This is a genomic window from Luteibacter sp. (assembly GCF_009912395.1).
In the GTDB taxonomy this organism is placed as follows: Bacteria; Pseudomonadota; Gammaproteobacteria; order Xanthomonadales; family Rhodanobacteraceae; genus Luteibacter.
Window position 1 is genome coordinate 408,471 of sequence record NZ_WNDO01000001.1, and the last position, 26,478, is coordinate 434,948.

Here is a 26,478-nt window from a genome sequence, read left to right on the forward strand (position 1 = left end):
CCAACGCGCGGATAAACGCCCTGTGCACGTTCGTAAGGGATTACGGCGGCAGACAGCGCGCAGTCACCCTGCGAAACGGAATCTGGCGCCATGTCGGATCGATCCCCGATCCGGGACTGAGGCCACCATGAAACGAAGCACCAGGGATGTCTTCCTTATGTCGGCGCTGTCGGTCGCGACGATCGGCCTGCTCGCCGGTTGTCAGCGCCAGGCGCCCGACGACGCGGCGCAACAGCCGCCTCCCGCGCCCGCCCAGAGCAGCGCACAGACGCCACCGCCGCCGGCTTATCAGCCGCCGACCGCGGACCAGCTGTACGCGCTGGTCTCGCCGATCGCGCTGTTCCCCGACAAGCTCGTCGCGCTGACGCTCGCAGCGTCCACGCACCCCGATGACGTGAACGGGGCGCGGGGTTTCCTTGAAGGCAATCGCAACCTGACCGGCTCGGCTCTTATCGACGCGGCCGATTCGCAACCGTGGGATCCGAGCGTCAAGGCGTTGGTGGCTTTTCCGGGCGTGGTCGACCAGCTGGCCACCAACGCCGACTGGACGGCCGCCCTCGGTGCCGCCTACGCCGCGGAACCGACGGACGTGATGAACGCGATCCAGGTGATGCGCCAGCGTGCACGGGCGCACGGCTCGCTGAAGGACAGCGCTCAACAGAAGGTCCAGGTGGTGGAGACCGCGCCGCCGCCCACTGTCGTGGAAGAGCGCCGTATCGTCGAGGCACCCGCGCAGACGATCGAGATCGAACCCGCCGAACCGAATGTCGTCTACGTGCCGCAATACGACCCCGACGTGGTCTACGGCGAGCCGGTGTATTCGCGCGTCTACACCACCGAACGCTGGTACGAACCGCCGGTGAGCCGCGGTGACCTCGTCGCGACCGGGCTGGTGTCGTTCGGCGTCGGCGTGCTGGTCGGCGAGATGTTCTCGCACAGCCACCATGACCACTCCTGGGGCTGGAACGCCTGGAACACCTCATGGGGCGGTCCGCGCGGCGCGCCGTTCTCGCGGCCGGCCGTGGTCTACGACAATCATCCCTACGTCGTTAACCGCAACACGGTGATCAACAACTACACGAACATCAATCGGTCGGTGCACATCGACAACCGCCATAACTTCGGCAATACCAACAACGTCACGAACAACGTGACCAACAACATCAACAACGTCCACAACAACCCGGTCAACAACATAAGCAACGTCCGTAACGAGATCCACAACGGACAGGGACCCGGCCCAGCGGCGACACCTCGGGCCGACTTCGCGCATATGCAGCGTCCGAACTTCAGCCCGGCGATGATGCACGCCACGGCGCCCAATGCCCGTCCTGCGTTGCCAGCGGCCAATGCGTCGCCGTTACGCAACGCGATCGCGGAACCGCACCCGCAACAGATCGCAGGTCCGCAGGCGGGCGCACACCCTATGCCCAACCAGCGCCCGATGCCCGGCCCGACATCGCATATGCCCGAGGCGGCCGCGGCGATGCCGCGCAACGAACACGCGCCTGGGCAGGGGCCGCAACCGCCACGCGAAGCACCGCACATGGCGCCGCGCATGGACATGGCCAACCACCCGCATCAGCAACCCCAGCAGGCGCCGGCACCACACAACATGCCTCAGCCTGAAGCCAGGCCACAGCAACGCTTCGAACCTCAGGCCCAGCCGCGCCACGAGCCGCCGCCGCGCATGCAGCCTCGCGAGGAACCGCGTCCGGAACCGCGCATGCAGCAGCCACGTCCCGAGCCGCGCATGGAGCAGCGTCCTCAGCCCCAGCACGCCGAACCCCGCCCGCAGCAGCACCCGGAACCGCATCACGAGGAGCACCACGACTCGAACAAGGACCAGGACAAGCACGACCATTGATGCGGATGGCTTCGTGGCGGGCTCGTTCGCGGCGCCCGGATGCGCCGTACGCTGAGGCCGCCTTGTAGGAATCGCCGATGCGATCCGTTTCACCTGTAGGAGCGCGCTTGCGCGCGATCCGCGGCAGCGGCAATCTGGCCCGCTACGCGGGATCGCGCGCAAGCGCGCTCCTACAGGGCACTGTGGGATGCCATACGAAAGAGGCCCCGCCGGAGCGGGGCCTCTTTTGTTATCGCATAACGGATATCGTTACTTGCCGCGTGTGCGGCTCGTCGTCGTACGTTTGCGGGCGGCGGTCTTCTTGACTGCCGTTTTCTTCGCTGCAGCCTTGCGCGCCGGGGCCTTCTTCGTCACGACCGCGGCGACAACCTTCTTGGCGGCCGCGCGCTTCTTCGCCGTCTTCTTTGCCGTGGCGCGCTTCTTCGTCGCCGGTGCCGCCGGCTGGGCCGATGCATCCGTCTTCGAACGCGAGGTCTTGCGACCGACCGGCTCGTTGGACGAATGCAGCGGACGCCACGAACGGCCGCCCATCGCGAGCAGCGTATCGGACGAGGCCGGACCCGCACTGCCGGAGGCATAGTTGGGGAAGTCGGCCGGCGTGCGCTGCGCCCAGTCGTCGAGCACCGGCTGCACCGCGCGCCAGCAGGCTTCGACCATGTCGGCACGCTGGAACAGCGTTGCGTCGCCGGTCATGCAATCGTAGAGCAGCGTTTCGTAGCCCACGGCCGGTTCGGCGCGGAACCAGTCGGCATACTTGAAGTCCATGCGTACCGGCGCGAGTTCCACGCGCGGACCGGGGCGCTTCACGTCGAACTGCAACGAGATGCCTTCATCCGGCTGGATCTGCAACACCAGCCAGTCCGGACCGAACGCGTCCATGCCCGTGCCGCGGAACGGGGCGAACGGCGCGGACTTGAAGCGGATCGCGATCTCAGTGGTGCGGCGACCCATGTGCTTGCCGGTGCGCAGGTAGAACGGCACGCCGGACCAGCGCCAGGTGTCGATGGAGAGCTTCATCGCCACGAAGGTCTCGGTGACCGAGTCCGGCGCCACGTCCGGCTCGTCGCGATAGGCGCGCGCCAGCTCGCCGTTCACCGCGCCCGGGCCGTACTGACCACGCACGGCATCTTCCGGAAGAATCGGGCGAATCGCTTCGATCGTCTCCGCCTTGCGGGTACGCACGGCTTCGGCGTCGAACGAGGTCGGCGGCTCCATCGCTACCATCGCCAGCAGCTGGAACAGGTGGTTGGGCACCATGTCGCGCATCGCGCCGGTCTGTTCGTAGAACGAGCCGCGACGCTCCACGCCCACCGTCTCCGCGACGGTAATCTGCACGTGGTCGATGCGGTCGCGGTTCCAGATCGGCTCGAACAGGCCGTTGGCGAAACGGAAGGCCATGATGTTCTGCACCGTTTCCTTACCCAGGAAATGGTCGATGCGGTAGATCTGGTCTTCGCGAAGCACCTTGAGGATGCGTTCGTTGAGCGCGTGGGCCGAGGCGAGATCGTGGCCGAACGGCTTCTCGATGATCACGCGACGCCAATAGCGGCCCTCGGGGCCGCCGTCGTCCACGAGATCCGCGTCGCGCAGCTTCTCGATCACGTCGCCGAAGAAACGTTCCGGCGTGGCGAGGTAGAACAGCACGTTGCCCTGGGTACCACGCTTGCGATCGATGTCGCGCAGGCGGGTGGCGAGGCTCTGGAACGCGGAGGTGTCGTCGAAGTCGCCCGCGTGGTAACTCATTTGCGAACTGAGCCAGCCCCAGGCGTCCTCGTCGAGCTTGCCGCCACCGTTGGCGACATAACGCTCAAGCGCGGTGTGCAGGTTCTTGCGCCAGGCGTTATCACTCATCTTGCCGTGGTTGAAACCGACGACGGCGAAGTTGTCGGACAACAGGCCGGTGCGGCGCATGTTGTACAGCGCGGGCACGACGAGGCGGCTGGTGAGGTCGCCGGCGGCGCCGAAGATCACGACGGTACACGGATCGGCCGGATGAGCCCGCGAGCTGGCTCGCTTCGGTTGGGCTTGGCTCATGCACTAACTCCTTGGGGAACAGAGGATTCGGGGGTGGAGTGGACATCCGCCGTCGCACTGCTGCCACGCGCCAGGCTATAGGCCGCGTTGACCAGCGCGACATGCGAAAAGGCCTGCGGGAAGTTACCCAGCAGACGCTTCGAATGCGGATCGTACTCCTCCGCGAGCAATCCGAGGTCATTGGCGAGGCCGATCAGGCGCGAGAACAGCTCGCGCGCATCGGCCATGCGCCCCTGTTGCACATAGTTTTCCACCAGCCAGAAGCTGCACGGCAGGAACTGACCCTCGCCCGGCGGCAGGCCGTCCACCCCGCTGCGCGTGTCGTAGCGAAGCACGAAACTATCGACGAGCAGATCCTCTTCCACGGCCTTCACCGTGGCGACGATGCGCGGATCGTCCGCCGGCAGGAAATCGGTGAGGGTGACCAGCAGCAGGCTGGCATCCATCTCGGTGGAACCATAGGCCTGGGTGAAGCAGCCACGCTTCGGGTCCACGCCCTTGGCGAGGATGTCGGCCTTGATCTCGTCGGCGATAGTCTGCCAGCGCTTGGCCAGGTGCGGATCGCGGCCACTGAAGTCCTGCTCGGCCGCGCGCTGGAAAGCGAGCCAGGCCATGACCTTCGAATGGACGAAGTGCTGCGATTCGCCACGAATTTCCCAGATGCCCTCGTCGGGCTTGCGCCAGATGCTGGCGAGATGGTCGAGGAAGACCGACTGCACCTCGTCGGAATCCGAAGACAACTCCACGCCGTGCTTCACGGCATGCGAGAACGCGCCAACGAGTTCGCCGAAGATGTCGAGCTGGAACTGCGCCGAGGCCGCGTTACCGACACGAACGGGCCGGGCCCCTTCGTAACCGGACAGCCAGGGCAGTTCGTATTCCTCCAGGCGACGCTCGCCCGCCAGGCCGTAGAGCACCTGCAACTGATCTGGGGAGCCCGCCACCGCGCGGCGTACCCAGTCGCGCCAGGCGCTGGCTTCCTCGTGGTAGCCGGCATTGACCAGCGCGGAAAGGACGAAGGTGGCGTCGCGCGCCCAGCAGTAGCGGTAATCCCAGTTGCGTTCGCCGCCCAACTGTTCGGGCAAGGACGTGGTGGGCGCCGCGACGATGCCACCGGTGGGCAGGTAGCTCAGGCCCTTCAGCACCACCAGCGAGCGGCGGACGATATCGTTCCACTCGCCGACCTCCATGCAACGGCCGGACCAGTCTTCCCAGTACGCGAGGGATTTCTCCAGCGCTGCGACCGGGTCGATGGCGTCGGGAGGCGGCAGGTGCGACGGTCCCCAGGCCAGCACGAAGGGCACGGTCTCCCCGGCCGAGACGGCAAAGCGGGCGATGCTGTGCATGCCCTCGCCTTCCACGGCCACCGGGCTGCGCACCACGACGAGGTCGGGACCGGCCACCGCGGTCAGGGTCTGCTCGTCGACGCGGCTCACCCAAGGTACGGCGTTGCCGTAGTCGAAGCGCAGGGTGAATATCGTCTGGAAATCCACGCGACCTTCGAGGCCCTCGACGATGCGTGTCACGCCGACCTGCTCGCCCGCGAAGGGCATGAAGTCGATCACCCGGGCGCGTCCAGTGGCGGTGCGCCATTCGGTTTCGAGCACCAGGCTGCCGTCGATGTACTGGCGGGTGGAGGTCGCCTCGGGGTCTGAGGGCGCGAGTCGCCAGTAACCGTTGCTTTTGTCGCCAAGCAGGGCGGCGAAGCAGGCGGCGGAATCGAAGCGCGGCAGGCAGAGCCAGTCGATCGAGCCGTCACGGGATACCAGGGCCGCGCTCCGGCAATTGCCGAGCATCGCGTAATCTTCGATCCGGGAAGCCATCGTGTCCTCATTTTTTCGAACGCCAACCCTTTCACGTTAGCGGGCGAGGCGTTAGGAGGACGTGTCGGCGCCTATCGCGGATGCGATCCGCGATACATGGATCAATGGGACGACGTGGCCGTCTTCGGCCCCCGGGCCGCCTCGAACATACTGTGCGCCAGTTCTTCCTCGCCGTAGAGCACCTCGCTGGCACCCAGGCCCGACAGATGGGCCACACATTCCTGCGAATGGGCACGGGCGACGATGGGCAGGTCGGGGCGGAGGGCCCGGGCGGCCCGCACGATCTGGCCACCTTCGAAAGGATCGGGAACGGCCACGATCAGGGCGCGGGCACCGGCAAGGTTCGCCTCGGCCAGCACCGGCGCGGAGGCCGCGTTGCCGATCACCACCTGCGCACGTGCGTCGTCGCGCAAGGTGCGGACGGCATCCTCGTCCGTTTCGATGACCAGGATCGGGGCACCCGCCGAAACAAGTTCGGAAAACACCCGGCGACCGACACGGCCGAAACCGACCAGGACCGTATGGCCCTTCACGTCCGGATGCTCATCCGGTGCGTCGGCATCGTTCTTCGCCACCCACTTGTCGAGCGCAAGGAACAACAGCGGATTGACGAGGATCGAGACGATGGCTGCCGCGAGCAAGACATCGCGGGCCTGTTCGCTAAGCAGACCCTGCGACACGCCGAGGCTGGCCAGGATGAAAGAGAACTCGCCGATCTGCGCCAGGCTGGTGGCAATGGTGAGCGCGGTCTTGGGCGGACGACCGAAGGCGCGCACGATGGCATAGGCCGCCACCGATTTGCCAAAGATGATGATGAAGCAGGCCGCGAGCACGATCCACGGATGCTCGACCAGCACATGCGGATTGAACAGCATGCCGATGGAAACGAAGAACAACACGGCGAACGCATCGCGCAGCGGCAGGGTTTCCTCGGCGGCCTGCTGCGAGAGCTTGGACTCGCCCATCATCATGCCGGCGAAGAACGCACCCAGTTCGAACGACACATCGAACAGCTTCGCCGCACCGAAGGCGACGCCGAGGGCAATCGCGAGCACGGCAAGGCGGAACAGTTCGCGCGAGCCGGTGGCCGATACCGCCTGCAAGGTCCACGGAATGAGGCGCTTGCCAACGATGAGCATCACCGCGACGAACAGGCCGACCTTGCCGATCGTCCAGGCAACGGTACCCAGCAGTGCGGCGGTCGTCGGCGTCTCACCACCGTTTTCCGCGCCAAGGAATCCCCCGATGGCCGGCAGGAGCACCAGCGCCAGCACCATGGCGAGGTCTTCCACGATCAGCCAGCCCACGGCGATGCGGCCGCGGTCGCTGTCGAGCAGGCGACGCTCTTCCATGGCCCGCAGCAGCACGACCGTACTGGCCACCGACAGGGCCAGGCCGAAGACGAAACCCTGCGCCATCGGCCAGCCAAGCGACCAGCCCAGCAGCATGCCCAGGCCGGTTGCCACGCCCATCTGCACGGCCGCGCCGGGGATGGAGATGGCTTTCACGGAGAGCAGGTCTTTCAGCGAGAAATGCAGGCCCACGCCGAACATGAGCAGGATCACGCCGAGGTCGGCCAGTTCCTGCGCGATATGGGCGTCGGCGACATATCCGGGCGTGAAGGGACCGGCGACCACGCCGGCGAGCAGGTAGCCCGCGAGCACCGGCAGACGCAGCCGGTTGGCGATGGCACCGAAGATGAAGGCGAGTACAAGGCCACCGACAATGGTGGCGATGAGTGGCGTGGCGTCGTGCATGGGCGGCTCCCTGAGTCGTCGTTGGCCGCCACCGGGAGGTCACGGCATGCACCCTCGTCATCGTCACGTCGAACGGGCGAACGTATCGAATAGGGGCTAACCCCGAAGGTTTGGGGACGGCCCCGCTTCGATGCAAGCGTCGTCGGCGATTTTTTTCAGGCGTGGCGCGGGGTTGAGAATAACCTCAAGCTCGTAATGTGATGCAAGAGGTCGGCTGCCGTGGGAGCGGACCGTGTCCGCGAACCCTCGACGCGGCTATCGCGAATGAGGCCATGCACAGCATACTGCGGGTATCCCGCGTCATATGCCAAATGCCGGCTGCCGCCGGATCGCGGACACGGTCCGCTCCCACCGAAAAACGGACCGGGATCGGCGGCAGGCCGTTACTCCGCCTGGGTCAGCACCGCCAGGAAGTCCTTGCCGTATCGCTTGAGCTTGTTCTCACCTACGCCGCTGATCGCACCGAGTTCGTCCTCGTCCTGCGGCAGCGAGCGGAGCATCGCCAGCAAGGTGGCGTCGTGGAAGATGACGTAGGCCGGCACGCCGTGGGTGCGTGCCAGTTCGGCGCGCACACGGCGCAGTTCGTTCCACAACGGCATCTCGATCTCCTCGATGCCCAGGGACGCACCCGACGCCGCGGGCGAGGATTTCGTGGTGCGACGGCCGCGCGCGGGACGGGCGTCCTCGCGCAGCCAGACCTTCACTTCGCCCTTAAGCACGGGGCCACTGCGCGACGACAGCCGCAGCGTGCCGTAGCCCTCGGGATCGGCCTCGATGAGCCCGGCGGCCAGCAACTGGCGGAACACCGAGCGCCACTGCGTGGCGTCCATGTCGGTGCCGACGCCGAATACGGTGAGGCGGTCGTGACCCATGTCACGCACGCGGTCGCCGGTTTCGCCACGCAGGATCTCGATGAGATGGCCGGCGCCGTAGCGTTGGCCACTGCGGTAGATGCATGACATCGCCTTCTGCGCAGCGACCGTGGCGTCCCAGGTCTTCGGCGGCACGAGGCAGTTGTCGCAGTTGCCGCAAGGCTGCGGATAGACCTCGCCGAAAGCTTCCAGCAGGAGCTGGCGGCGGCAGCGTGTGGCTTCCGCGTAACCGAGCAGGGCGTCGAGCTTCAGGCGCTCGATGCGCTTGCGGTCGTCGCCGGATTCGGACTGCGAGATCATCTGGCTCATCGTCACGACGTCGCCCAGGCCGTAGACCATCCAGGCTTCGGCGGCGAGGCCATCGCGCCCCGCTCGGCCGGTCTCCTGGTAATAGCCTTCCATGCTGCGCGGCAGGTCGAGGTGGGCGACGAAGCGCACGTCGGGCTTGTCGATGCCCATGCCGAAGGCCACGGTCGCCACCATCACGATGGCGTCCTCGCGCAGGAAGCGCTGCTGGTGACGCATGCGCGTGTCGCCGTCGAGGCCCGCGTGATACGGCAAGGCTTCCACGCCCGCCTCCGAAAGCCAGGCGGCGGTCTCATCCACCTTGCGGCGGCTGAGGCAGTAGATGATGCCGGCCTCGCCACGATGCGCATCGAGGAAGTCGAGCAACTGGCGGCGGCCGTTCTCGCGCGGTGCCACGCGGTAGCGGATGTTCGGGCGGTCGAAGCTGGAGACGAAGCGTCGGGCCTCCTGGAGGCCGAGCCGTTCCACGATCTCCTCGCGGGTGCGCTCGTCGGCGGTGGCCGTGAGCGCGATGCGCGGCACTTCGGGGAAGCGCTCGTGCAGGATGGTGAGCTCGCGGTATTCCGGGCGGAAGTCGTGGCCCCATTGCGAGACGCAGTGCGCCTCGTCGATGGCGAACAGCGCGATGGGGATGCGATCGAGCAAGGCCAGAAAGCGACCGGTAAGCAGGCGCTCGGGCGCGACATAGAGCATGTCGAGCTCACCGGCGACGAGGAGGTCCTCGATCTCGCGCTGGGTGACGGCGTCCAGGCTGGAGTTGAGGTAGCGCGCCTTCACGCCCGCTTCGAGCAGGGCGTCGACCTGGTCCTGCATCAACGCGATCAGCGGCGACACGACGATGCCGGTGCCGTAACGCATGAGCGCGGGAATCTGATAGCACAGCGACTTGCCGCCACCGGTAGGCATCAGCACGAGGGCGTCGCCGCCGCCGGCCACCTCGTCGACGATCGCCTGTTGCTGGCCGCGGAACGCGGGATAACCGAATACGGAGTGGAGGAGGTCGAGAGCCTGGGACTGCATCCGCGAATGCTAGCAAACCACGCCCGGTCTCAGCCGCCCGGCCAGCCCCAGATCGCGCGATCGAGGTCGTGGTCGAGGCCGAACGCGCTCATCGGCACGCGACCGTCCTTCACGGTGACGCCCTCGGCTTTCAGTCGCTTGCATTGCTCGCGGTAACCGCGTGTCCCGGCAGGGATACCGATCTTTCCGTCGGAGCGCAGCACGCGATGCCATGGCAGGTCGGGACGGTTGGGCGCCTCGCCCAGCACCCGGCCGATCAATCGGGCGCGACCGGGGTAGCCGGCGCGGGCGGCGATGGCGCCGTAGCTGGCGACACGCCCACGGGGAATGGCGGCCACGGCCTGGAGGATGCGGCTCGCCCGCAGCTCGCGGGCCTCGTCGTCGTCGAGTTCATCGATCATGGGCGGGACGTGCATGCGAGGGAAACGAACGTGAGCGTACCATCGGGGTCCCGAAAGACGGACCCGACGGCCATGCGTCACTTCGAGGCAATCCGCTCCCACCTGGGCGGCATCCACAAGCTCCGCCAGAACGAGCCCTACGTCATCAGTTTCGACGTGGCCCTGCGCGGCGGTCGGCACCAGGGCATCTACCTGGCCGAACTGGAGGACGACGACGGCCGGCGTTACCTGCGCCTGTCCACGCCCATCGGCCCGCTGGCCGGACTGGACGCCCGGCGCTGCCTGCGTTTCAACTGGGAGCAGCGCACCGGCTACCTGGCCGAGGCCGACCTGGATGGGTCGCCCTATCTGCACCTGTGCGAGAACCGGCCCTACGACTCGCTGGACGAACGCGAACTGGCGCGGTTGATCGATGTGCTGGGGGTCACGGGCGACCAGTTGGAGCAGGTCGTCAACGGCGAGGCTGACGCCCTGTAGGGATCGCGCGCAAGCGCGCTCCTACAACATCCCGCAATCGTCGATGCATCCTGCAACCTGGCGATCAGCGAGGCCCCGCCACGTATCGCGCAACCCACCGATCGGCGATGCCCCGCCGGGTATCCGGTGTAACCCGGCGATCAGCGATGCCCTGTAGGAGCGCGCTTGCGCGTGATTCCCCCAAGGCATCGACCCGTATCAGAAGAACAGGCGCCCCAGCTTCACCAGCCCATAGCCGATACCCGCCGTGATCGGCAGCGTAAGGATCCAGGCCCAGACCATGCGCTCCACCACCGACCAGCGGATGGCATTGAGACGCTTGGCGGCGCCCACGCCCATGATCGAGGCGGACACGTTGTGCGTGGTGGAGACCGGCACGCCCAGCATCGAGGCCGTGAGGATCACGGCCGCCGAGCTGCCCTCGGCCGCGAAGCCGTTGATCGGGTGCAGCTTGACCATCTTGTGGCCCAGGGTCTTGATGATCCGCCAGCCGCCACCGGCCGTGCCGGCCGCCATGGTCAGCGCGCAGACCACCTTCACCCACACCGGGATCGGGAAGCCGCCGGCCGCGTTGGGGTCGTGCGGGATGCGCAGGAAGTCGAGAAAGACCGGCAGGTGGTCGAACTGCCCGGCCGCCGTCGCACCGGCGAGGGCCAGCGCGATGATGCCCATGCTCTTCTGCGCGTCGTTCATGCCGTGCGACAGGCCCATGGCGCTGGCGGAGAGGATCTGCGCCTTGCCAAAGAAGCTGTTCACGAACGGCGTGCGACCCAGGCGATGCAGGAAGCCCTTGCGGCTGGAGAAGAAGCCCAGCAACGCGTAGAGCCCGCCCATGATGAGGAAACCGATCACGAAGCCCAGGAAGGGCGAGACGATCATCGGCACGATCACCTTGGGTAGCACGCCCTTGCCGAGCCACCAGTGCTCCCCGCCCTGCCACCAGATGATCGAATGGAAGTTTCCATCGGACGCCGCCAGGGCGGCACCGCACAGGCCACCGACCAGCGCGTGGCTGGAGCTGGACGGCAGACCCAGCCACCAGGTGATGAGGTTCCAGATGGTCGCACCCAAAAGCGCGCTGATCAGCAGGTGCGAGCCGACATCGACCACGCCGGTGTCGATCAGGCCCGAGGCGATGGTGGCGGCCACGGCCGTGCCCCACAGGGCGCCGGCGAGATTGGTGACGGCCGCCAGCAGGACGGCCTGACCGGGCGTGAGTACCTTGGTGGCGACCACGGTGGCGATGGAATTCGCCGTGTCGTGGAAGCCATTGATGTACGTGAACGCGAGGGCGATCAGGACGACCGCGAGAACCATGCTCATGGGACGGCCGCCGTCAGGAGTTCTTGAGCACGATGGAATAGACGACGTTGCCGACGTCGCGACACTTGTCGACCGCCTTCTCGACCAGCTCGAAGAGATCCTTCGCCAGCACGGCGCGGATCGGGTCGGAGCCTTCGGCGTAGAGGGTGCGGTAGGGTTCGAGCAGCAGGCGGTCGGCCTCGGATTCCAGCGCCTGGAGCTGGTCGCGGAGCTTCTTCACCGGGTCGATCTTCAGGCCGTGGCGGAGCTGGCCGATCATGGCCACCACGACATCGGCGGAGCGCTCCAGCAGGACGGCGCGCTGGCTGAAGTCGATACCCTGGAGGCGCTCGGCGACGATGATGTAGCGTTCGGCGAACTTCTCGATGGTCTTGGGAATCTTGTACAGGGCCGAGTTCAGGGCCTCGATGTCCTCGCGATCCAGCGCGGTCACGAAGGTGTTGACCAGCTCTTCGCCGATCTGGCCGTGCAGGGCCTTCTCGCGGGCGCGGGCGGTGCTGAAGGCCGCCATCACGGGCGTGCGGTCGGGCTGGGTGACCAGTTCCCGCATGGCCTTCGCGCTCTCGCGGGCGGCTTCGGCGCTGGCCTCGAGCAGGCCATAGAACTTGTCGCCCTTACCGAAGATCGTCTGGAGTGAAAACATGGGGTTGCCTGGGGGGACCGTGAATAATATGACCGATATGTTACCGGACACCTTCGTGCGACCGCAGCATCCCCCCGGCACGCCGGGTCTGGTATAAGGCCCGCGCATGTTCACCGAACTCCTGCTGGTCCTGCTCCTTTCCCTCGGCAACGGCTTCTTCGCCCTGTCCGAGATGTCCGTGGTCGCCTCGCGCAAGAGCCGCCTGAAGCAGATGGCACGGGACAGCCGCCGTGCCCGCACGGCCCTGCAACTTGCCGAATCCCCGGAACGCTTCCTGTCCACCGTCCAGATCGGCATGACCCTGATCATCCTGGTCACGGGCGCCTTGGCCGGCGATCGCCTGGCGGAGCACTTCGCCGAGTTGATCCACGGCGACGGCCCGGCCTGGCTAGAGCCGTACATGCGGGTGCTGGGCTGGCTGGCCGGCTTCCTGTTGATGTCGCTGGTGCAGATCGTGATCGGCGAGCTGGTGCCCAAGCGGGCGGCCCTCACCGCGCCCGAGCGCATCGCCTGCCAGATCGCCATGCCGATGCTGGTGATCTCGCGGATCGTGCTGCCCATGGTCTGGCTGCTCAACCACCTTTCCACCGGCATCCTGCGGCTGCTGCGCCTGCATCGGCGCGGTTCCTCGGCGGCGACGGAAGAGGAGATCCGCCTGCTGGTGGCCGAGAGCGCCGAGCAGGGCATCCTCGACAGCGACGAGCGAAACATGGTCAACCGCGTGCTGCGCCTGGGCGACCGCGCCGTCGGCTCGGTGATGACCCCGCGCATGAAAATCGCCTGGCTGGATATCGCCGCCTCCCGCGAGGACAACCTCGAGGTGCTGCGCGCCACCCCGTATTCGCGCTATCCGGTGTACCGCCGCGACGAAAGCGAGGTGGTGGGCACGGTCGAGGTGAAATCACTCATCCGCTCGCTGGAAGGCGGCGAGGTGGACATCTTCGCCCACATCGCCCGTCCGCTCTTCGTGCCCGCCACCGCCCGCGCCCTCGACCTGCTGGAGGCGTTTCGCGACGCCGATACCCAGTTGGCCCTGGCCGTGGACGAATATGGCGATATCGAAGGCCTCGTGACGCTCAACGACCTGCTCTCCGCCGTGGTCGGCGCCACTGCGCCGGGGGCGGACGACATCGACCAGGACGGCCCCATCATCCGTCGCGAGGACGGCAGCTGGCTGATCGACGGTTCCCTGCCCGCCGACGACTTGCGCGAGCTGCTCCAGCTCGACCGCCTACCCAACGAGGAAGAACACGATTTCCGCACGGTGGCAGGCATGGTCACTACCCAGTTCGGCCATATCCCCCATGCCGGCGAAGCCTTCGACTGGCAGGGCCATCGCTTCGAGGTGGTGGACATGGACGGCGCGCGGATCGACAAGGTGATGGTCAGCCCGACGCCATCGGCACACGAGCCCGATCCATTGTAGGAGCTCGCTTGCGCGCGACTCCACCGTCGTTCCCACGCAAAAGCCGATGCAGCGCTCTCGCCTTACTGGTCAACCGAGGCGCTGGGTTCCTGTTTTCACAGGAACGACGGGGCTGGGAGACCGTCGTTCCAGCGAACGCTGGAACCCAGCGCGGGGCGGTCGGTTGTCGCGTCGCGGCTTCCTACGCAAAAGCCGATGCGACGCCCTCGCCATGCTGGCGAACCGAGGCGCTGGGTTCCTGTTTTCACAGGAACGACGAGCACGCGATCCGTCGTTCCAGCGAACGCTGGAACCCAGCGCGATGCGATCGGTTGTCGCGTCGAGGTCCCCTACGCAAAAGCCGATGCGGCGCCCTCGCCCTACTGGCAAACCGAGGCGCTGGGTTCCTGTTTTCACAGGAACGACGAGCGAGTCAATCGCCCTTCTTCGCCATCCCCGCCATGCGCTGCGCATCGGCAAGGATGCCGTGCAGGATGCGCAGCTCGCGCAGTTCGGGACGCGCACGCAGGAACAGCTTGCGCAGTTTCAGCATGATGGTGGTGGGCGAGCGGCCCTTATGGAACTCGATATCGTCGAGGGTTTCGGCCAGATGGGTGAAGAAACGCTCCACCTGCTCGGCATCGGCCGGCACCTCGTCCGGGTCGGCCGGGGCCTCGGGCTCCTTCGCCTGCTCGGCCACCAGGGCCATGCGGATCTCGTAGGCCACCACCTGCACGGCCTGCGAAAGGTTCAACGAGCTGAAATCGTCCACACTGGGGATGCGCACCATCGCGTGGCAGCGCGACAGCTCGTCGTTCTCCAGGCCCGTACGCTCGTTGCCGAAGACCAGGGCCACCTGCTCGCCACGCCGGGCGGCGGCGATGGCCTGGGCGGCGCCCTCGCGCGGGTCCAGCTCCGGCAGGTTCACACCGCGGCGGCGGGCGGACAGGCCCAGCGCGAAGGTCGTGCCGGCCAGTCCCGAGACCAGGTCCTCATGGATGGCCGCGTTGGCCAGCACGTCGTCGGCCCCCGCCGCCAGCGCGGTCGCCTCGGGGTCGGGGAAGCGATGCGGGGCCACCAGGGTCATCCGGTCGAAGCCCATCGTGCGGATGGCGCGGGCGGCCGAGCCGATGTTTCCCGAATGGGAGGTTCGGACGAGGACGAAGCGGAGACGGTCGTGCAGCTCGGACAGGGCCATGCGGATCAAAGGGGCTGTGGGGCGAACCGGAAAGTCTACACCGCCCCTCGGCTTGGGCCTCACCGTCCCCGGTGGTAGACTTCCCGGTCGTTGCGGCCCTGACCGCACCCCCGTTCTTTTGCCAAGCCGATCCCCATGCCAAGACCCGCCGTCAACGTCGCGGCGCGCGCCGCGCGCTCCGCAGGAAACATCATCCTGCGCTATATGAATCGCATCGAGGGCCTCTCGGTCGTCGAGAAGCAGCGTATGGACTTCGCCTCCGAGGTCGATCGCCTCGCCGAAGCCGAGATCGTCAAGGAACTCCGTCGCGCCTACCCCACCCACGCCATCCTGGCCGAGGAATCGGGTCAGATCGGCAAGGGTCCGCTGACCTGGGTCATCGATCCGCTGGACGGCACGCACAATTACCTGCGCGGCATTCCCCACTTCTCCGTATCCATCGCACTGCTCGACAAGGGCGAACCGGTGTACGGCGTGGTCTTCGATCCGCTGCGCGACGAGCTGTTCACTGCCAGCAAGGGTGATGGCGCCTACCTCAACGACCGCCGCATCCGCGTCGGCCGTCGTGACGGCATCGCCGGCGCCCTGCTCGGCACGGGCTACCCGTACCGCGCGCGCAACCACCTCGAATCGCAGCTGGCCATGACCAGCGCGCTGCTGCGCGAAGCCGAGGACATCCGCCGCATGGGTTCGGCCGCCCTCGACCTGGCCTACGTGGCCGCCGGTCGCCTGGACGGCTACTTCGAGCCGGGCCTGAACGTGTGGGATATCGGTGCGGGCGCGCTACTGGTGCGCGAGGCGGGCGGCGTCTACAACGACTTCGCCGGTCGCGAAGGCCTGCCGGAAAGCGGCAACCTCATCGCCGGTAACCATAAGGTGGCGGCGGCGATGACCGAGGTGATCGGGGCCAATGCGACGCCGCGTTTGCTGGGCGTGTCGGAGTAACGAACGCTTATCCCGCGGCGGCCGCCTATCTGGCCCGCTGTCGCGGGATCGCTACATTTGCTTTAGGAGGTTGCGCAGGAACGGCACGGTGACGCGCCGTTGTGCGGCCAGCGTCGCGCGATCGAGGGTGTCGAGCAGGTCGAGCAGCGCGCCCAGGTCGCGCGCGTGGTGGGCGAAGAGCCAGTCGAGGACGGTGTCGTCCAGCTCGATGCTGCGGCCCTTCGCATGCTCACGCAGCACATGGCGGCGCTCGGCATCGTCCATGGGCTTGAGCAGCACCTGGGTCAGCGAACCCAGGCGCGAACGCAGGTCGGGCAAGGCGATGCCCACCGACGAAGGTGCCGCGCTCGCGGCAAACAGCAACGTGCACCCTTCCGCGCGATAGCGGTTGAAGGTGTCGAACAGGGCGTGCTCTGCATCGGCCTCGCCCGCCACGGAATCCAGGTCGTCAATCGCCAGCACGTCGCTGCCGGCCATGCCGCGGATCGCTTCCGCGCGCGGACCACGCAAGACGGCCAGGGGAAGGTACTGCGCCGTGCGACCGGCATCGATCGCCGCCTGGCAGGCGGCGATGAGCAGGTGCGTACGGCCGCTGCCCAGCGGACCGGCCATGAACACCCACGGCGCATCGGCGGACGCCGCCGCCGCGCGCAACGCTTCGACCGCGGCGGCATTGCCAGCGGCATGGAAATGCTCGAAGCGCTGGCGACGCGGCCAGCGCAGGGCGAGCGGGAGTTGCTGACTCGTCATGTATTTCCGTCGTCGGGGAGCATCGGACGTGGCCCCCGGGTATTCACCTTGACGTCGACGTCCACATCGACATCCACCTTCGCCGGATCCGGATCGGGCCTTGCGGCCGGCTCCGTGTAGAGATCGCTCTCCCGGTAACGAGCGAAGACGTAACGCAACAATACCACTACGACCGAGGCCGCAGGCAGGGCCAGCAGCACGCCGAGGAAACCGAACAGGTGACCCCCCGCCAGCACGGCGAAGATCACCGCCACCGGATGCAGGCCGATCTTGCCGCCGACCAGTCGGGGCACCAGCACGTAGCCTTCCAGCAGCTGGCCGACGGTGAACACGACGCAGACCAGGATGATGTGCATCCAGTCGCCATACTGGACCAGCGCGGCGATCATCGCGGCGACGAAGCCGATCATGAAGCCGAGGTAAGGCACGAAGCTCAGCAGGCCGGCGATCATGCCGATCAGCGGACCGATGGAAATACCGACGGCGGTCAAGGCGATGCCGTAGAAAACGCCCAGCGCCAGCATCACCAGCAACTGGCCGCGGACGAAGGCGCCCAGCACCTGGTCGGACTCACGCGACAGGCGCACCACGGTCGGCTCGATCGAGCGCGGCAGCAGTCGCTGAATGTGAGCGATCATCGTGTCCCAGTCGCGCAGCAGGTAGAAGGCCACGACGGGGATCAGCACCAGGTTGGTCAGCCAGGTGATGACGCCCATGCCCGACTGGGTCACCTTGGCGACGGTACGCGCGGCGATGCTGCCGATCGAGCCCATGTGCTCGCGGATCGCCGCCAGCACCTTGTCGGCGTTGAAGGTATCCGGCTCCAGGTGCAGGCGCTGCTGGACCCATGGCAAGGCCGTGCCGCGTGCCCACTCGACGTAGTGCGGCAGGTTCTCGGAAAGGTTTTCGACCTGGTGCGAGATCAACGGCACCAGCAGGAGCAGCACCCCGATGAAGACCACCGCGATCACGGTGAACACGATGCTTACCGCCCACGCGCGCCCCATGCCCAGGCGTTGGAGGCGGTCGGCCAGCGGATCGCCCAGGTAGGCCAGCATCGCCGCGATGGCGAACGGCATGAGCACCGGCGCCAGCAGCCAGATCACGAACACGACGACGGCGGTGAGGCCCAGCAACTGCCAGCGGCGGGAATTATCGTGGGTCATGCGATTCCTTCAGAGGCATGAGGGGCAATCCGCCATCATCCGTAGGCGGAAGTGACGGCACTGTCGCGGATCATGCCCCTTACGGGCGAATCCTGCCGCGTCAGGGAACCCAGCGTACGGCGAGGTCGGCGCCGTCGTGCGCGCCGGCCTCCAGGACATGACCGCCGGAGGCATAGCCCGCGACGATCCGGGCCAGAGGCGCACTGGCACTCACGCTCATCAGGACGCCATCGGGCGACGCCGCCAGGGGAGCGATCGAGCGCACGGCCGGGTCGTTCTGGAAGGTGGACAACAGGCCCGCGTAGTCGGTCGCCGAGCGCAGGCCCGACACCCAGATCTTGCCGCTGGAGCTGCCGCCCTGGGCCGCCGCGAACTGGCGGTCCAGCTTGTCGGCCATGGCATTGGCGCCATTGGTGAGCAGGGAAGCACGGGCTTCGCCGCTGTCGGTCCAACTGCTCGAACGGCCATTGGCCAGCAGGGTCCAGTCGATGCTCTGGTCGGCATTGAGGTGGCCGAGCAGCACGGTGCCGGTGTTGTACTGGCGGGCCACGCTGGCCAGCGCGGCCGCGTCGCCCTTGCCCAGCGCGTCGACATCCACCGCCGCGTCGGCGCGGGGGGTTGCCGTCTGGTAGCCGCGGGTATCGGCCATCTGGGCCAGCGGGGTGATGTCCTGGGTGCCGAGCGCCTTGCCGGAACTGTCGCGGACCACCACCAGCACCGGTGGCTTCGGCGCGGTGACGGAGGCATCGCCCACCGCCAGCACGCGGCGGATGGCGCCGGGGTCGAAGACAATCTCCAGGCTCAGGGGCGCGCCGTTGGCTCCCCCGGTACGGGCGTACTGGTACTGCTGGACCAGGCCACCCGGCTGCTTGATGGCATCGGCGTAGCCCGGCTTGCTGCGCGGGTCCGCCCCGTTGCTGGCGCGGGCGAGCACCTGGGTGAGGCCGTTGGCGAAGGCCTGGTCGCGCACGGCCGCGCTGGTGTCCGCCACCGGCACGGTCACCGTGTAGAGGGGGGCCTGGGCCATCGCCGTGCCCACGAACAGGGACAGGACGATCAGCAGGAGGGCGAAGAGGCGGACTGGGCGCATGGTCGTGACGTCTGCTCTATGAAGGCGGGAAGTCTGCCCAAAGCGTGTCATGGCGTCCATCCAGGGCGCGTGAGAACCCCGGAGGCCGGGCCGCTTGCTGCTATCATGCACGGTTTCCAATACGTGCCGGAACCGTCCATGTCCTCCGATCAGGGCTCCCTCACCTACCGCGACGCGGGCGTCGATATCGACGCGGGCAACGCGCTCGTCGAGCGCATCAAGCCGATGGTCAAGCGCACCTTCCGTCCCGAAGTCATGGGCGGGCTGGGCGGCTTCGGCGGCCTGTTCGACCTCTCCGGCCGTTATAAGGAACCCGTGCTGGTCTCGGGCACCGACGGCGTCGGCACCAAGCTCAAGCTGGCCCACCAGCTCGACCGCCACGACACCATTGGCATCGACCTGGTCGGCATGTGCGTCAACGATGTCCTGGTCCAGGGCGCCGAGCCGCTGTTCTTCCTCGACTACTTCGCCACCGGCAAGCTGCACGTCGATACGGCCGCCGCCGTTGTCTCGGGCATCGCCCGTGGCTGCGAACTGGCCGGCTGCGCCCTCATCGGTGGCGAAACGGCCGAAATGCCGGACATGTACCCGCCGGGCGAGTACGACCTGGCCGGCTTCACCGTCGGCGCGGTCGAGAAGTCGGCCATGAACGACGGTTCGAAGATCGTCGCCGGCGACGTCATCCTGGGCGTGGATTCCTCCGGCCCGCACTCCAACGGCTACTCGCTCATCCGCCGCATCCTCGAGCGTGCCGGTTCGCCGCTGGACAGCGATATCGGCGGCGTGAAGCTGGTCGATGCCCTGATGGCCCCGACCACCATCTACGTGAAGCCGATCCTCGACCTGCTGTCGAAGGTCGACGTCCACGGCATGGCCCACATCACCGGTGGCGGCCTGAAGGAAAACATCATCCGCGTGGTGCCGGACGGCCTCGGCCTGTCCATCGACGCCAGCTCGTGGGAACTGCCGCCCGTGTTCCAGTGGCTGCAGCGCGAAGGCAACGTCGCCCGCGACGAGATGTGGCGCACCTTCAACTGCGGCATCGGCTTCACCGTGCTCATCTCGGCCGACCAGGTCGAAGCAACGCAGGCCGTGCTGAACGGCCATGGCCTTGCCTCGCGGGTCATCGGCACGGTCGTCGCCGCCTCGGGCGACGAGCGCGTCCATATCGCCTGAGTCCGCACGTGGATCGTCCCCTGCGCGTCGCCGCGCTCGCCTCCGGGCGCGGCAGCAACCTCGCCGCGCTCATCGCCGCGCGGTTGCCGGTCGAGTTCGTGCTGGTCGGCAGCGACAAGGCCAAGGCCGGCGCGCTGACCGTCGCCGCCGAGGCCGGCATCCCGACCGTGCATGTGAGCCCCCGCGATTTCGCGGATCGCGTCAGCTTCGATCGCGCCTTGTTCGGCAAGGTCGCCGAGGCGAAGCCCGACCTGCTCGTGCTGGCGGGCTACATGCGCATCATCGACGCGAGCGTGGTGGCCGACTGGGAAGGCCGGGCGATCAATATCCACCCGTCGCTGCTGCCGAAGTACCGGGGTCTGCATACCCATCGCCAATGCCTCGACGCTGGCGACACGGAACATGGCGCCAGCGTGCATTTCGTCACCGCCGAGCTGGACGGCGGCCCGGTGATCGCGCAGGCGCGTATTCCGGTGATGCCAGGGGATACCGAGGACGCCCTGGCCGAGCGGCTCCTGGTCGAAGAGCACCGATTGCTTCCTGCCGTCGTGAAGGCCATCGCTTCGGGCCGACTGGGCTGGTCGAACGGCCCCACCTTCGACAATCAATCCCTATCCAGCCCCCTGTCGCTGCGCACGCTGTTGTAGGAGCGCGCTTGCGCGCGATGGGTGCTGGCGACAACGCCCGAATCAGACGGCATCGCGAACTGGGATCGCGCGCAAGCGCGCTCCTACACGACCCCGGCGAGGGAAGCGTCGACCGGCGTTCAGACGATGTGGCTATATTGAGCCCATGAAGACGCCCACCCTCCTCCGTGCCGGCCTCGCGCTGGCTCTCGCCCTGCCCGTCGCCGCGTTTGCCGCCGATGTGCCGCAGTCCTTCACCGCCACCTATCACGTGCTCCAGGGCGGCAGCCCGATGGGCGATGCCACGCTCACCCTGAAGCCGACCGCCAACGGCCAGTTCGAATACACCAACAAGGCCCAGGGCACGTCCGGCCTCGCCGCAGCGCTCGGGGCCAGCGTGTCGGAGACGTCGGTGTTCACCTGGTCGGGCAAGGTCCCGCAGGCCGTGTCTTATCGCTACGAAATGGCCTCGGCACTGAAGCCGAAAAGCCGTTCGCTGACGATCGAGGGCGGCAACGTGCAGGTGCAGGACAACAAGAAATCGTATAGCTATCCCGCCCAACCCGGCATGGTCGAGCGCAACACCCTGCCGCTCGCCCTTGGCGTGGCGCTGCGTGGTGGTGCGAAGGAAGCCAGCTTCCCGGTCGCCGTGAAACAGGCGGTGGAGCAGCAGGCGTTCAAGGTCGCCGGCAACGAGAAGGTGACGGTGCCAGCCGGCACGTTCGACGCCGTGCGCGTGGCGCGCGCCGATGGCGATGCGGGTTTCAGCGCGTGGTACGCGCCGACGAAGTATCCGGTGCCGGTGAAGCTCGCGCAGAGCGACGGCGGCGACCTGACCCTGGAACTGGTCAAGTTCGAAGGCCGATAAGTCAGGCGCTGTAGGAGCGCGCTTGCGCGCGATCGCGCGCAAGCGCGCTCCTACAGGTGAATCGCCAACCCGATAGACGATTCGCCAATCCGGAAGACAAATCGCCGAGCCGACAAGCGAATCGTCAGCCTGGAAGACACATCGTCAGCCAGGCAGGCGAATCACGAGTTCGAAAAACGAACCGTCAACCCGGCAAACGGCGGATGCGGGCGCCGAGCACGCCGAGCTTTTCTTCGATGTTCTCGTAGCCGCGATCGATGTGGTACACGCGATCGACCGTGGTGTCGCCTTCGGCGACCAGACCCGCGAGCACCAGGCACGCAGAGGCGCGCAGGTCGGTCGCCATGATCGGTGCGCCGCTCATCTTCGGCACGCCGGTGATGATGGCGGTATTGCCTTCCAGGCGGATGTCCGCGCCCAGGCGCTGCAGTTCCAGCGCATGCATGAAGCGGTTCTCGAACACCGTCTCGGTGATGACGCCCACGCCTTCGGCCACGCAGTTGAGCGCGGTGAACTGCGCCTGCATGTCGGTGGGGAACGCCGGATACGGCGCAGTCACGAGGTTCACCGCCTTCGGACGACGACCCTGCATGTCGAGTTCGATCCAGTCTTTGCCCGTGCTGATGTGCGCGCCGGCTTCTTCCAGCTTCTGCAGCACGGCGTCGAGCGTATCGGCACGCGCGCCGCGCGCACGAACCTTGCCGCCGGTCATCGCGGCGCCCACGAGGAAGGTGCCCGTCTCGATGCGGTCGGGCAGCACTTCGTAATGCGCGCCATGCAGGCGCTCGACACCTTCGATCACCAGCGTGGAGGTGCCGATGCCGTCGATCTTCGCGCCCATCGCCATGAGGCAGTGCGCCAGGTCGACCACTTCAGGTTCCTGCGCCGCGTTCTCGATGATGGTGGTGCCTTCGGCCAGCGTGGCGGCCATCAGGATGTTCTCGGTACCGGTGACGGTGACCATGTCCATGACGATGCGGGCGCCCTTCAGGCGGCCGGCCTTCGCCTTGATGTAGCCGTTCTCCACGACCACCTCGGCGCCCAGCGCCTGGAGACCGCGGATGTGCTGGTCGACCGGACGCGATCCGATGGCACAGCCACCGGGCAGCGAGACCTCAGCCTTGCCGTAGCGGGCCACCAGCGGGCCGAGCACGAGGATCGACGCACGCATGGTGCGGACCAGCTCGTACGGGGCGATGCAGGAGTTTTCCGGACGCGGGTCGATGTGCATCTTCATGCGGTCGTCGAGGACCACGCTGACGCCCATGCGGCCAAGCAGCTCGATGAAGGTGGTGACGTCGTGCAGGTGCGGGACGTTGCCGATGCTGACCGGCTCGTCGGCAAGCAGGCAGGAAGCGAGGATCGGCAGGACGGCGTTCTTCGCGCCAGAAATGCCGACCTCACCCTGGAGCGGCTGACCGCCGCTGATAAGGATCTTGGCCATGGAATGGGTTGCCTTGAAAGGAAAGACGTGACGGAAGTCGGGGGCGCGCTCAGCGGCGGCCGGCGGCTTCTTCCGGGGTGAGGGTCTTCAGGCCCAGGGCGTGGATGGCGCCGCCCATGAGGTCGCCAAGCGTGGCGTAGACGAGACGGTGGCGTGCCAGGGGCAGCTTGCCGGCGAACTGGTCCGAGATGACTTCGGCTTCGAAGTGGACGCCGTCGTCACCGCGCACGTCCACCCGGGCGCCGGGCAAGCCGGCTTCGATCAATGCCTGGATGCGGGCAGCGTCCATGGGTTCTCCGGTAAGGGGGTCGCTGCGGCCGGGCGGAGGTTCCGAAACGGAGCCTGAATCGCCGGTCGATGGCAGCGACGATAAAATGAGAATATGTAATGGTAATGGAAATCCGGTGTCGCAGAAATGGACATCCCGGGTTCGCCGCCCCGACCCGGACCCCAGAGGCCGCATGAACGCCCGTACCGCTCCGCACGCCGATCAGCCCCTCGTGAACGCCGATACCGTCGTCCGCAGCGCACGCACCGTCATCGCCACCGAGGCCGCGGCCATTCGGGCGCTCGAGGCCCGCGTGGACGCCGCGTTCGTCACCGCCTGCCAGATGATCCTGCAATGCAAGGGTCGCGTAGTCGTGTCCGGCATGGGCAAGTCGGGCCATATCGCCCGCAAGGTGGCCGCCACCCTCGCCTCCACCGGCACGCCGTCGTTCTTCGTGCACCCGGGAGAAGCCAGCCACGGCGACCTGGGCATGATCCAGCCGGACGACATCCTGCTGGCCATTTCCTATTCGGGCGAAACCGACGAACTGCTCTTCATCCTGCCCGCTATCAAGCGCCAGGGCATTCCGCTGATCTCCATCACCGGCAACCCGAAGTCCTCCCTGGCCAACCAGGCCGAGGTGAACCTCGACGCCAACGTGACCTGCGAGGCCTGCCCGCACGGCCTCGCGCCCACGGCGAGCACCACCGCCGCGCTGGTCATGGGCGATGCCCTGGCCGTGGCGCTGCTGGAAGCCCGGGGCTTCACCTCCGACGACTTCGCCCGCTCGCACCCGGCCGGCAGCCTCGGTCGCCGCCTGCTCCTGCGCATCTCCGACGTCATGCACTCGGGCGCCGACGTGCCGCGCGTATCGCTGGGTGCCTCGCTGAGCGAGGCGCTGGTCGAAATGACCCGCAAGCACCTGGGCATGACCGCCGTGGTGGATGCCGAGGACCGCCTGCTGGGTGTGTTCACCGACGGCGACCTGCGTCGCGCCCTCGACGACGAAGGCGTGGACCTGCGCGGTGCCACGGTGGCCCAGCTCATGACCCGCGGCCCGAAGACCATCGGTCCCGACAAGCTCGCCGGCGAAGCCGCCCAGGTCATGGAGCGCCATGGCATCCACTCGCTGCTTGTCGCCGACGATGACGGCCGCGTGGTCGGCGCCCTGAACATCCACGACCTGCTGCGCGCCCGCGTCGTCTGACGCCCTCGCGGCGCCGGCTCCCCGTCCCCTTATTCTTCCGACCATGGCCTATACCCACTACACCCCGATTCCCGCCGATGTCGCCGAACGCGCCGCCCGTGTGCGCGTGGCGGTCTTCGACGTGGACGGCACCCTCACCGACGGCCGCCTCTGGTACGCCGAGGACGGCCGCGAGACGAAGGTCTTCCACGTCCATGACGGCCTCGGCCTGAAGCGCCTCCAGGAAAATGGGGTCAAGGTCGCCATCATCACCGCCCGGATCAGCCACCCGGTGTCGCTGCGTGCCGAGGAACTCGGCATCCAGCACGTCTACCAGGGGCAAAAGGACAAGCGCGCCTGCCTCAAGGAACTGCTCGACGCCCTGCGGCTGACGCCCGAGCAGGCCGCCTTCGTGGGCGACGACCTGCCCGACCTGCCCGCCATGGGCATCGCCGGCCTGGCGGTCGCCACCGCCAACGCCCACCCCTGGGTGGCCGAGCGCGCCCACTGGCGTACGCGCCTGTCCGGCGGCTACGGCGCCGCCCGCGAGGTGGCCGACATGATCCTCGCCGCGCAGGGCAAGGCCGAAGCCGAGCGGGATCGCTGGCTGTGAGCGTGCTCAATTTCTTCAAGGACCGCAGCACTGCAGGCATGGCCGGCATCCTGGCCGTCGCCCTCGGCGCGAGTGTCCTGCTGTATTACTGGGTCGCCCCCGAGAAGAAAGTGCAGGATTTCATCGGGCCGCCGCGCTCGGGGTATGTCCTCACCAACTTCCACCTCGACTCCTTCAACGAGGAAGGCAAGAACGCCTTCACCCTGATCGCGCCCCACCTGGAGCGCCGCGAAGGCGACGATTCGCTCTACATCAATGCGCCGGACTTCGTGCTGCCGTCGGTCAAGGAACCGACCGCGCCGCCGTGGAAGGGCCATTCCGAATACGGCTGGGTCAACAAGGACGGCACCCTGCTCAAGTTGCAGGGCAAGGTCCACATGGACCGCATCGCCTTCGAGACCAACCCGCCCGCCAGCATCGACACCTCCGAGGTCACCGCGTGGCCGAAGGAGAACCGCCTGGAAACCGCCGAGGCGGCGCGTATCGTGCAGGGAACCTCTACAATGGACGGCGTCGGCATGCGCGCCAACCTCGATACCAAGCATTTGGAGCTACTCGATGCAGTCCACACCGTCTACATGCCGCGCAAGCGCTAAGGTTGTCCTCGCGACGCTCGGCGTGGCGCTCCTGGCGAGCGGCACCGTCGTCGCCAAGCAGTCCGACCGCCAGCAGCCGATCAACGTCACCTCGACCTCGTTCGACGGCACGCAGCAGCAGCCCAACGGCAAGACGCCCGGCCACGTGATCTGGACCGGCAAGGTCGTGCTCACGCAGGGCACCCTGACGGTCACCGGCAACAAGGCCACCGGCTACCTCGACGGTGACAACCAGCTCACCCGCGTGGTCGTGGACGGCAACGCCACCATGAAGCAGCAGGACGAACAAAACCTGTGGATGCGCGGCAACGCCGACAACATCGACTACACGCCCGACAACGGCGATGCGAAGAACAGCTCCAGCGGCGTTGCCGTGCTCACGGGCCACGCCCACGTCGAAAAGGAAGTCGATCCGGCCGATCGCAAGAAGCTCAACCAGAGCAACGGCGACAAGCTCACGTACAACACCACCTCCAGCACGATGACCGGCGAAAGCAACGGCTCGGCTCCCGTGCACATGATCTTCCAGCCGAAGCAGCAGCCGGCCGCCGCCCCTGGCGCCGCTCCCGCCAAGCCCGCCACGCCGCCGGCCGCGCCGGCGCCCCAGACGAAGAAGCCCTGACA

At 67.2% G+C, this 26,478-nt stretch carries 24 protein-coding genes; 11 read left to right on the forward strand and 13 right to left on the reverse strand.

Annotated elements, in window-relative coordinates:
* The first annotated feature begins 127 nt into the window (after positions 1-127).
* Entirely contained in the window at positions 128-1,867 is a 1,740-nt protein-coding gene (locus GAK28_RS02095) for a DUF3300 domain-containing protein (RefSeq protein ID WP_291774380.1), read from the forward strand.
* A gap of 249 nt (positions 1,868-2,116) precedes the next feature.
* Here GAK28_RS02095 and zwf read toward each other — a convergent pair whose 3' ends face one another.
* From zwf to GAK28_RS02120, 5 genes are all read right to left on the reverse strand, one after another.
* On the reverse strand, positions 2,117-3,901 hold the full coding sequence (zwf, locus tag GAK28_RS02100) for a glucose-6-phosphate dehydrogenase (protein ID WP_291774383.1): 1,785 nt from the start codon (positions 3,899-3,901) through the stop codon (positions 2,117-2,119).
* Complete coding sequence (locus GAK28_RS02105; protein ID WP_291774385.1) at positions 3,898-5,724, reverse strand: glycoside hydrolase family 15 protein; 1,827 nt, start codon at positions 5,722-5,724, stop codon at positions 3,898-3,900. Before GAK28_RS02105 ends, zwf begins: the two co-directional genes overlap by 4 nt.
* A gap of 101 nt (positions 5,725-5,825) precedes the next feature.
* On the reverse strand, positions 5,826-7,481 hold the full coding sequence (gene ybaL / locus GAK28_RS02110; protein ID WP_291774388.1) for a YbaL family putative K(+) efflux transporter: 1,656 nt from the start codon (positions 7,479-7,481) through the stop codon (positions 5,826-5,828).
* Between the two features lie 383 nt (positions 7,482-7,864).
* The gene (gene recQ / locus GAK28_RS02115) at positions 7,865-9,679 is read right to left on the reverse strand and encodes a DNA helicase RecQ (RefSeq protein ID WP_291774391.1); all 1,815 of its coding nucleotides are present in this window, start codon (positions 9,677-9,679) and stop codon (positions 7,865-7,867) included.
* 29 nt (positions 9,680-9,708) lie between these two features.
* On the reverse strand, positions 9,709-10,080 hold the full coding sequence (locus GAK28_RS02120; RefSeq protein WP_291774394.1) for an MGMT family protein: 372 nt from the start codon (positions 10,078-10,080) through the stop codon (positions 9,709-9,711).
* 72 nt (positions 10,081-10,152) lie between these two features.
* On the opposite strand from GAK28_RS02120, the gene GAK28_RS02125 reads away from it, so the two are divergent.
* Entirely contained in the window at positions 10,153-10,557 is a 405-nt protein-coding gene (locus tag GAK28_RS02125) for a hypothetical protein (protein WP_291774397.1), read from the forward strand.
* 198 nt (positions 10,558-10,755) lie between these two features.
* Here GAK28_RS02125 and GAK28_RS02130 read toward each other — a convergent pair whose 3' ends face one another.
* Together GAK28_RS02130 and GAK28_RS02135 are read right to left on the reverse strand one after the other, a co-directional pair.
* Positions 10,756-11,880, reverse strand: coding sequence for an inorganic phosphate transporter (locus GAK28_RS02130; RefSeq protein WP_291774400.1), 1,125 nt, complete (start codon positions 11,878-11,880; stop codon positions 10,756-10,758).
* Between the two features lie 13 nt (positions 11,881-11,893).
* Positions 11,894-12,523, reverse strand: a complete 630-nt coding sequence (locus tag GAK28_RS02135; RefSeq protein ID WP_291774403.1) for a pit accessory protein — start codon at positions 12,521-12,523, stop codon at positions 11,894-11,896.
* Between the two features lie 106 nt (positions 12,524-12,629).
* On the opposite strand from GAK28_RS02135, the gene GAK28_RS02140 reads away from it, so the two are divergent.
* Positions 12,630-13,949 (forward strand): hemolysin family protein, encoded by a 1,320-nt coding sequence (locus tag GAK28_RS02140; protein WP_291774406.1) that lies wholly within the window; start codon positions 12,630-12,632, stop codon positions 13,947-13,949.
* Positions 13,950-14,361: 412 nt separating this feature from the next.
* Here GAK28_RS02140 and GAK28_RS02145 read toward each other — a convergent pair whose 3' ends face one another.
* Positions 14,362-15,126, reverse strand: coding sequence for an RNA methyltransferase (locus GAK28_RS02145; protein WP_291774408.1), 765 nt, complete (start codon positions 15,124-15,126; stop codon positions 14,362-14,364).
* Between the two features lie 135 nt (positions 15,127-15,261).
* On the opposite strand from GAK28_RS02145, the gene GAK28_RS02150 reads away from it, so the two are divergent.
* Entirely contained in the window at positions 15,262-16,071 is an 810-nt protein-coding gene (locus tag GAK28_RS02150) for an inositol monophosphatase family protein (protein ID WP_291774411.1), read from the forward strand.
* A gap of 51 nt (positions 16,072-16,122) precedes the next feature.
* On the opposite strand, the gene hda is transcribed toward GAK28_RS02150, so the two are convergent.
* The 3 genes from hda to GAK28_RS02165 all read right to left on the reverse strand — a co-directional run bounded on the left by hda (position 16,123) and on the right by GAK28_RS02165 (position 19,077).
* Positions 16,123-16,821, reverse strand: a complete 699-nt coding sequence (hda, locus tag GAK28_RS02155) for a DnaA regulatory inactivator Hda (protein WP_291774413.1) — start codon at positions 16,819-16,821, stop codon at positions 16,123-16,125.
* Positions 16,818-17,987, reverse strand: coding sequence for an AI-2E family transporter (locus tag GAK28_RS02160; RefSeq protein ID WP_291774416.1), 1,170 nt, complete (start codon positions 17,985-17,987; stop codon positions 16,818-16,820). The genes hda and GAK28_RS02160 overlap by 4 nt, the downstream gene beginning before the upstream one ends.
* Before the next feature lie 100 nt (positions 17,988-18,087).
* A complete protein-coding gene (locus tag GAK28_RS02165) occupies positions 18,088-19,077 on the reverse strand; it encodes a DUF2066 domain-containing protein (protein WP_291774418.1) in 990 nt (329 codons plus the stop codon).
* A gap of 138 nt (positions 19,078-19,215) precedes the next feature.
* On the opposite strand from GAK28_RS02165, the gene purM reads away from it, so the two are divergent.
* The 3 genes from purM to GAK28_RS02180 all read left to right on the forward strand — a co-directional run bounded on the left by purM (position 19,216) and on the right by GAK28_RS02180 (position 21,747).
* Positions 19,216-20,253: a phosphoribosylformylglycinamidine cyclo-ligase gene (gene purM / locus GAK28_RS02170; RefSeq protein WP_291774420.1), complete on the forward strand. Its 1,038-nt coding sequence runs from the start codon at positions 19,216-19,218 to the stop codon at positions 20,251-20,253.
* 8 nt (positions 20,254-20,261) lie between these two features.
* Positions 20,262-20,900, forward strand: coding sequence for a phosphoribosylglycinamide formyltransferase (purN, locus tag GAK28_RS02175; RefSeq protein ID WP_291774423.1), 639 nt, complete (start codon positions 20,262-20,264; stop codon positions 20,898-20,900).
* Positions 20,901-21,045: 145 nt separating this feature from the next.
* Entirely contained in the window at positions 21,046-21,747 is a 702-nt protein-coding gene (locus GAK28_RS02180) for a DUF3108 domain-containing protein (RefSeq protein WP_291774426.1), read from the forward strand.
* Positions 21,748-21,931: 184 nt separating this feature from the next.
* Here GAK28_RS02180 and murA read toward each other — a convergent pair whose 3' ends face one another.
* Entirely contained in the window at positions 21,932-23,191 is a 1,260-nt protein-coding gene (murA, locus tag GAK28_RS02185; protein ID WP_291774428.1) for a UDP-N-acetylglucosamine 1-carboxyvinyltransferase, read from the reverse strand.
* Between the two features lie 49 nt (positions 23,192-23,240).
* A complete protein-coding gene (locus tag GAK28_RS02190) occupies positions 23,241-23,480 on the reverse strand; it encodes a BolA family protein (protein WP_291774429.1) in 240 nt (79 codons plus the stop codon).
* Positions 23,481-23,652: 172 nt separating this feature from the next.
* Between GAK28_RS02190 and GAK28_RS02195 the strand changes: the two genes are divergently transcribed.
* From GAK28_RS02195 to lptA, 4 genes are read left to right on the forward strand one after another with little or no spacing between them, the layout of a single operon-like run.
* Positions 23,653-24,666, forward strand: coding sequence for a KpsF/GutQ family sugar-phosphate isomerase (locus GAK28_RS02195; protein ID WP_291774431.1), 1,014 nt, complete (start codon positions 23,653-23,655; stop codon positions 24,664-24,666).
* 43 nt (positions 24,667-24,709) lie between these two features.
* Positions 24,710-25,258: an HAD-IIIA family hydrolase gene (locus GAK28_RS02200; protein ID WP_291774433.1), complete on the forward strand. Its 549-nt coding sequence runs from the start codon at positions 24,710-24,712 to the stop codon at positions 25,256-25,258.
* Complete coding sequence (lptC, locus tag GAK28_RS02205) at positions 25,255-25,854, forward strand: LPS export ABC transporter periplasmic protein LptC (protein ID WP_291774436.1); 600 nt, start codon at positions 25,255-25,257, stop codon at positions 25,852-25,854. Before GAK28_RS02200 ends, lptC begins: the two co-directional genes overlap by 4 nt.
* A gap of 22 nt (positions 25,855-25,876) precedes the next feature.
* Entirely contained in the window at positions 25,877-26,476 is a 600-nt protein-coding gene (lptA, locus tag GAK28_RS02210) for a lipopolysaccharide transport periplasmic protein LptA (RefSeq protein WP_291774439.1), read from the forward strand.
* The last annotated feature ends 2 nt before the right edge of the window (positions 26,477-26,478 follow it).

Coding starts and splice junctions, on each gene's coding strand:
- GAK28_RS02095 (WP_291774380.1), top strand. CDS start 128: ATGAAACGAAGCACCAGGGATGTCTTCCTTATGTCGGCGCTGTCGGTC.
- zwf (WP_291774383.1), bottom strand. CDS start 3,901: ATGAGCCAAGCCCAACCGAAGCGAGCCAGCTCGCGGGCTCATCCGGCC.
- GAK28_RS02105 (WP_291774385.1), bottom strand. CDS start 5,724: ATGGCTTCCCGGATCGAAGATTACGCGATGCTCGGCAATTGCCGGAGC.
- ybaL (WP_291774388.1), bottom strand. CDS start 7,481: ATGCACGACGCCACGCCACTCATCGCCACCATTGTCGGTGGCCTTGTA.
- recQ (WP_291774391.1), bottom strand. CDS start 9,679: ATGCAGTCCCAGGCTCTCGACCTCCTCCACTCCGTATTCGGTTATCCC.
- GAK28_RS02120 (WP_291774394.1), bottom strand. CDS start 10,080: ATGATCGATGAACTCGACGACGACGAGGCCCGCGAGCTGCGGGCGAGC.
- GAK28_RS02125 (WP_291774397.1), top strand. CDS start 10,153: ATGCGTCACTTCGAGGCAATCCGCTCCCACCTGGGCGGCATCCACAAG.
- GAK28_RS02130 (WP_291774400.1), bottom strand. CDS start 11,880: ATGAGCATGGTTCTCGCGGTCGTCCTGATCGCCCTCGCGTTCACGTAC.
- GAK28_RS02135 (WP_291774403.1), bottom strand. CDS start 12,523: ATGTTTTCACTCCAGACGATCTTCGGTAAGGGCGACAAGTTCTATGGC.
- GAK28_RS02140 (WP_291774406.1), top strand. CDS start 12,630: ATGTTCACCGAACTCCTGCTGGTCCTGCTCCTTTCCCTCGGCAACGGC.
- GAK28_RS02145 (WP_291774408.1), bottom strand. CDS start 15,126: ATGGCCCTGTCCGAGCTGCACGACCGTCTCCGCTTCGTCCTCGTCCGA.
- GAK28_RS02150 (WP_291774411.1), top strand. CDS start 15,262: ATGCCAAGACCCGCCGTCAACGTCGCGGCGCGCGCCGCGCGCTCCGCA.
- hda (WP_291774413.1), bottom strand. CDS start 16,821: ATGACGAGTCAGCAACTCCCGCTCGCCCTGCGCTGGCCGCGTCGCCAG.
- GAK28_RS02160 (WP_291774416.1), bottom strand. CDS start 17,987: ATGACCCACGATAATTCCCGCCGCTGGCAGTTGCTGGGCCTCACCGCC.
- GAK28_RS02165 (WP_291774418.1), bottom strand. CDS start 19,077: ATGCGCCCAGTCCGCCTCTTCGCCCTCCTGCTGATCGTCCTGTCCCTG.
- purM (WP_291774420.1), top strand. CDS start 19,216: ATGTCCTCCGATCAGGGCTCCCTCACCTACCGCGACGCGGGCGTCGAT.
- GAK28_RS02180 (WP_291774426.1), top strand. CDS start 21,046: ATGAAGACGCCCACCCTCCTCCGTGCCGGCCTCGCGCTGGCTCTCGCC.
- murA (WP_291774428.1), bottom strand. CDS start 23,191: ATGGCCAAGATCCTTATCAGCGGCGGTCAGCCGCTCCAGGGTGAGGTC.
- GAK28_RS02190 (WP_291774429.1), bottom strand. CDS start 23,480: ATGGACGCTGCCCGCATCCAGGCATTGATCGAAGCCGGCTTGCCCGGC.
- GAK28_RS02195 (WP_291774431.1), top strand. CDS start 23,653: ATGAACGCCCGTACCGCTCCGCACGCCGATCAGCCCCTCGTGAACGCC.
- GAK28_RS02200 (WP_291774433.1), top strand. CDS start 24,710: ATGGCCTATACCCACTACACCCCGATTCCCGCCGATGTCGCCGAACGC.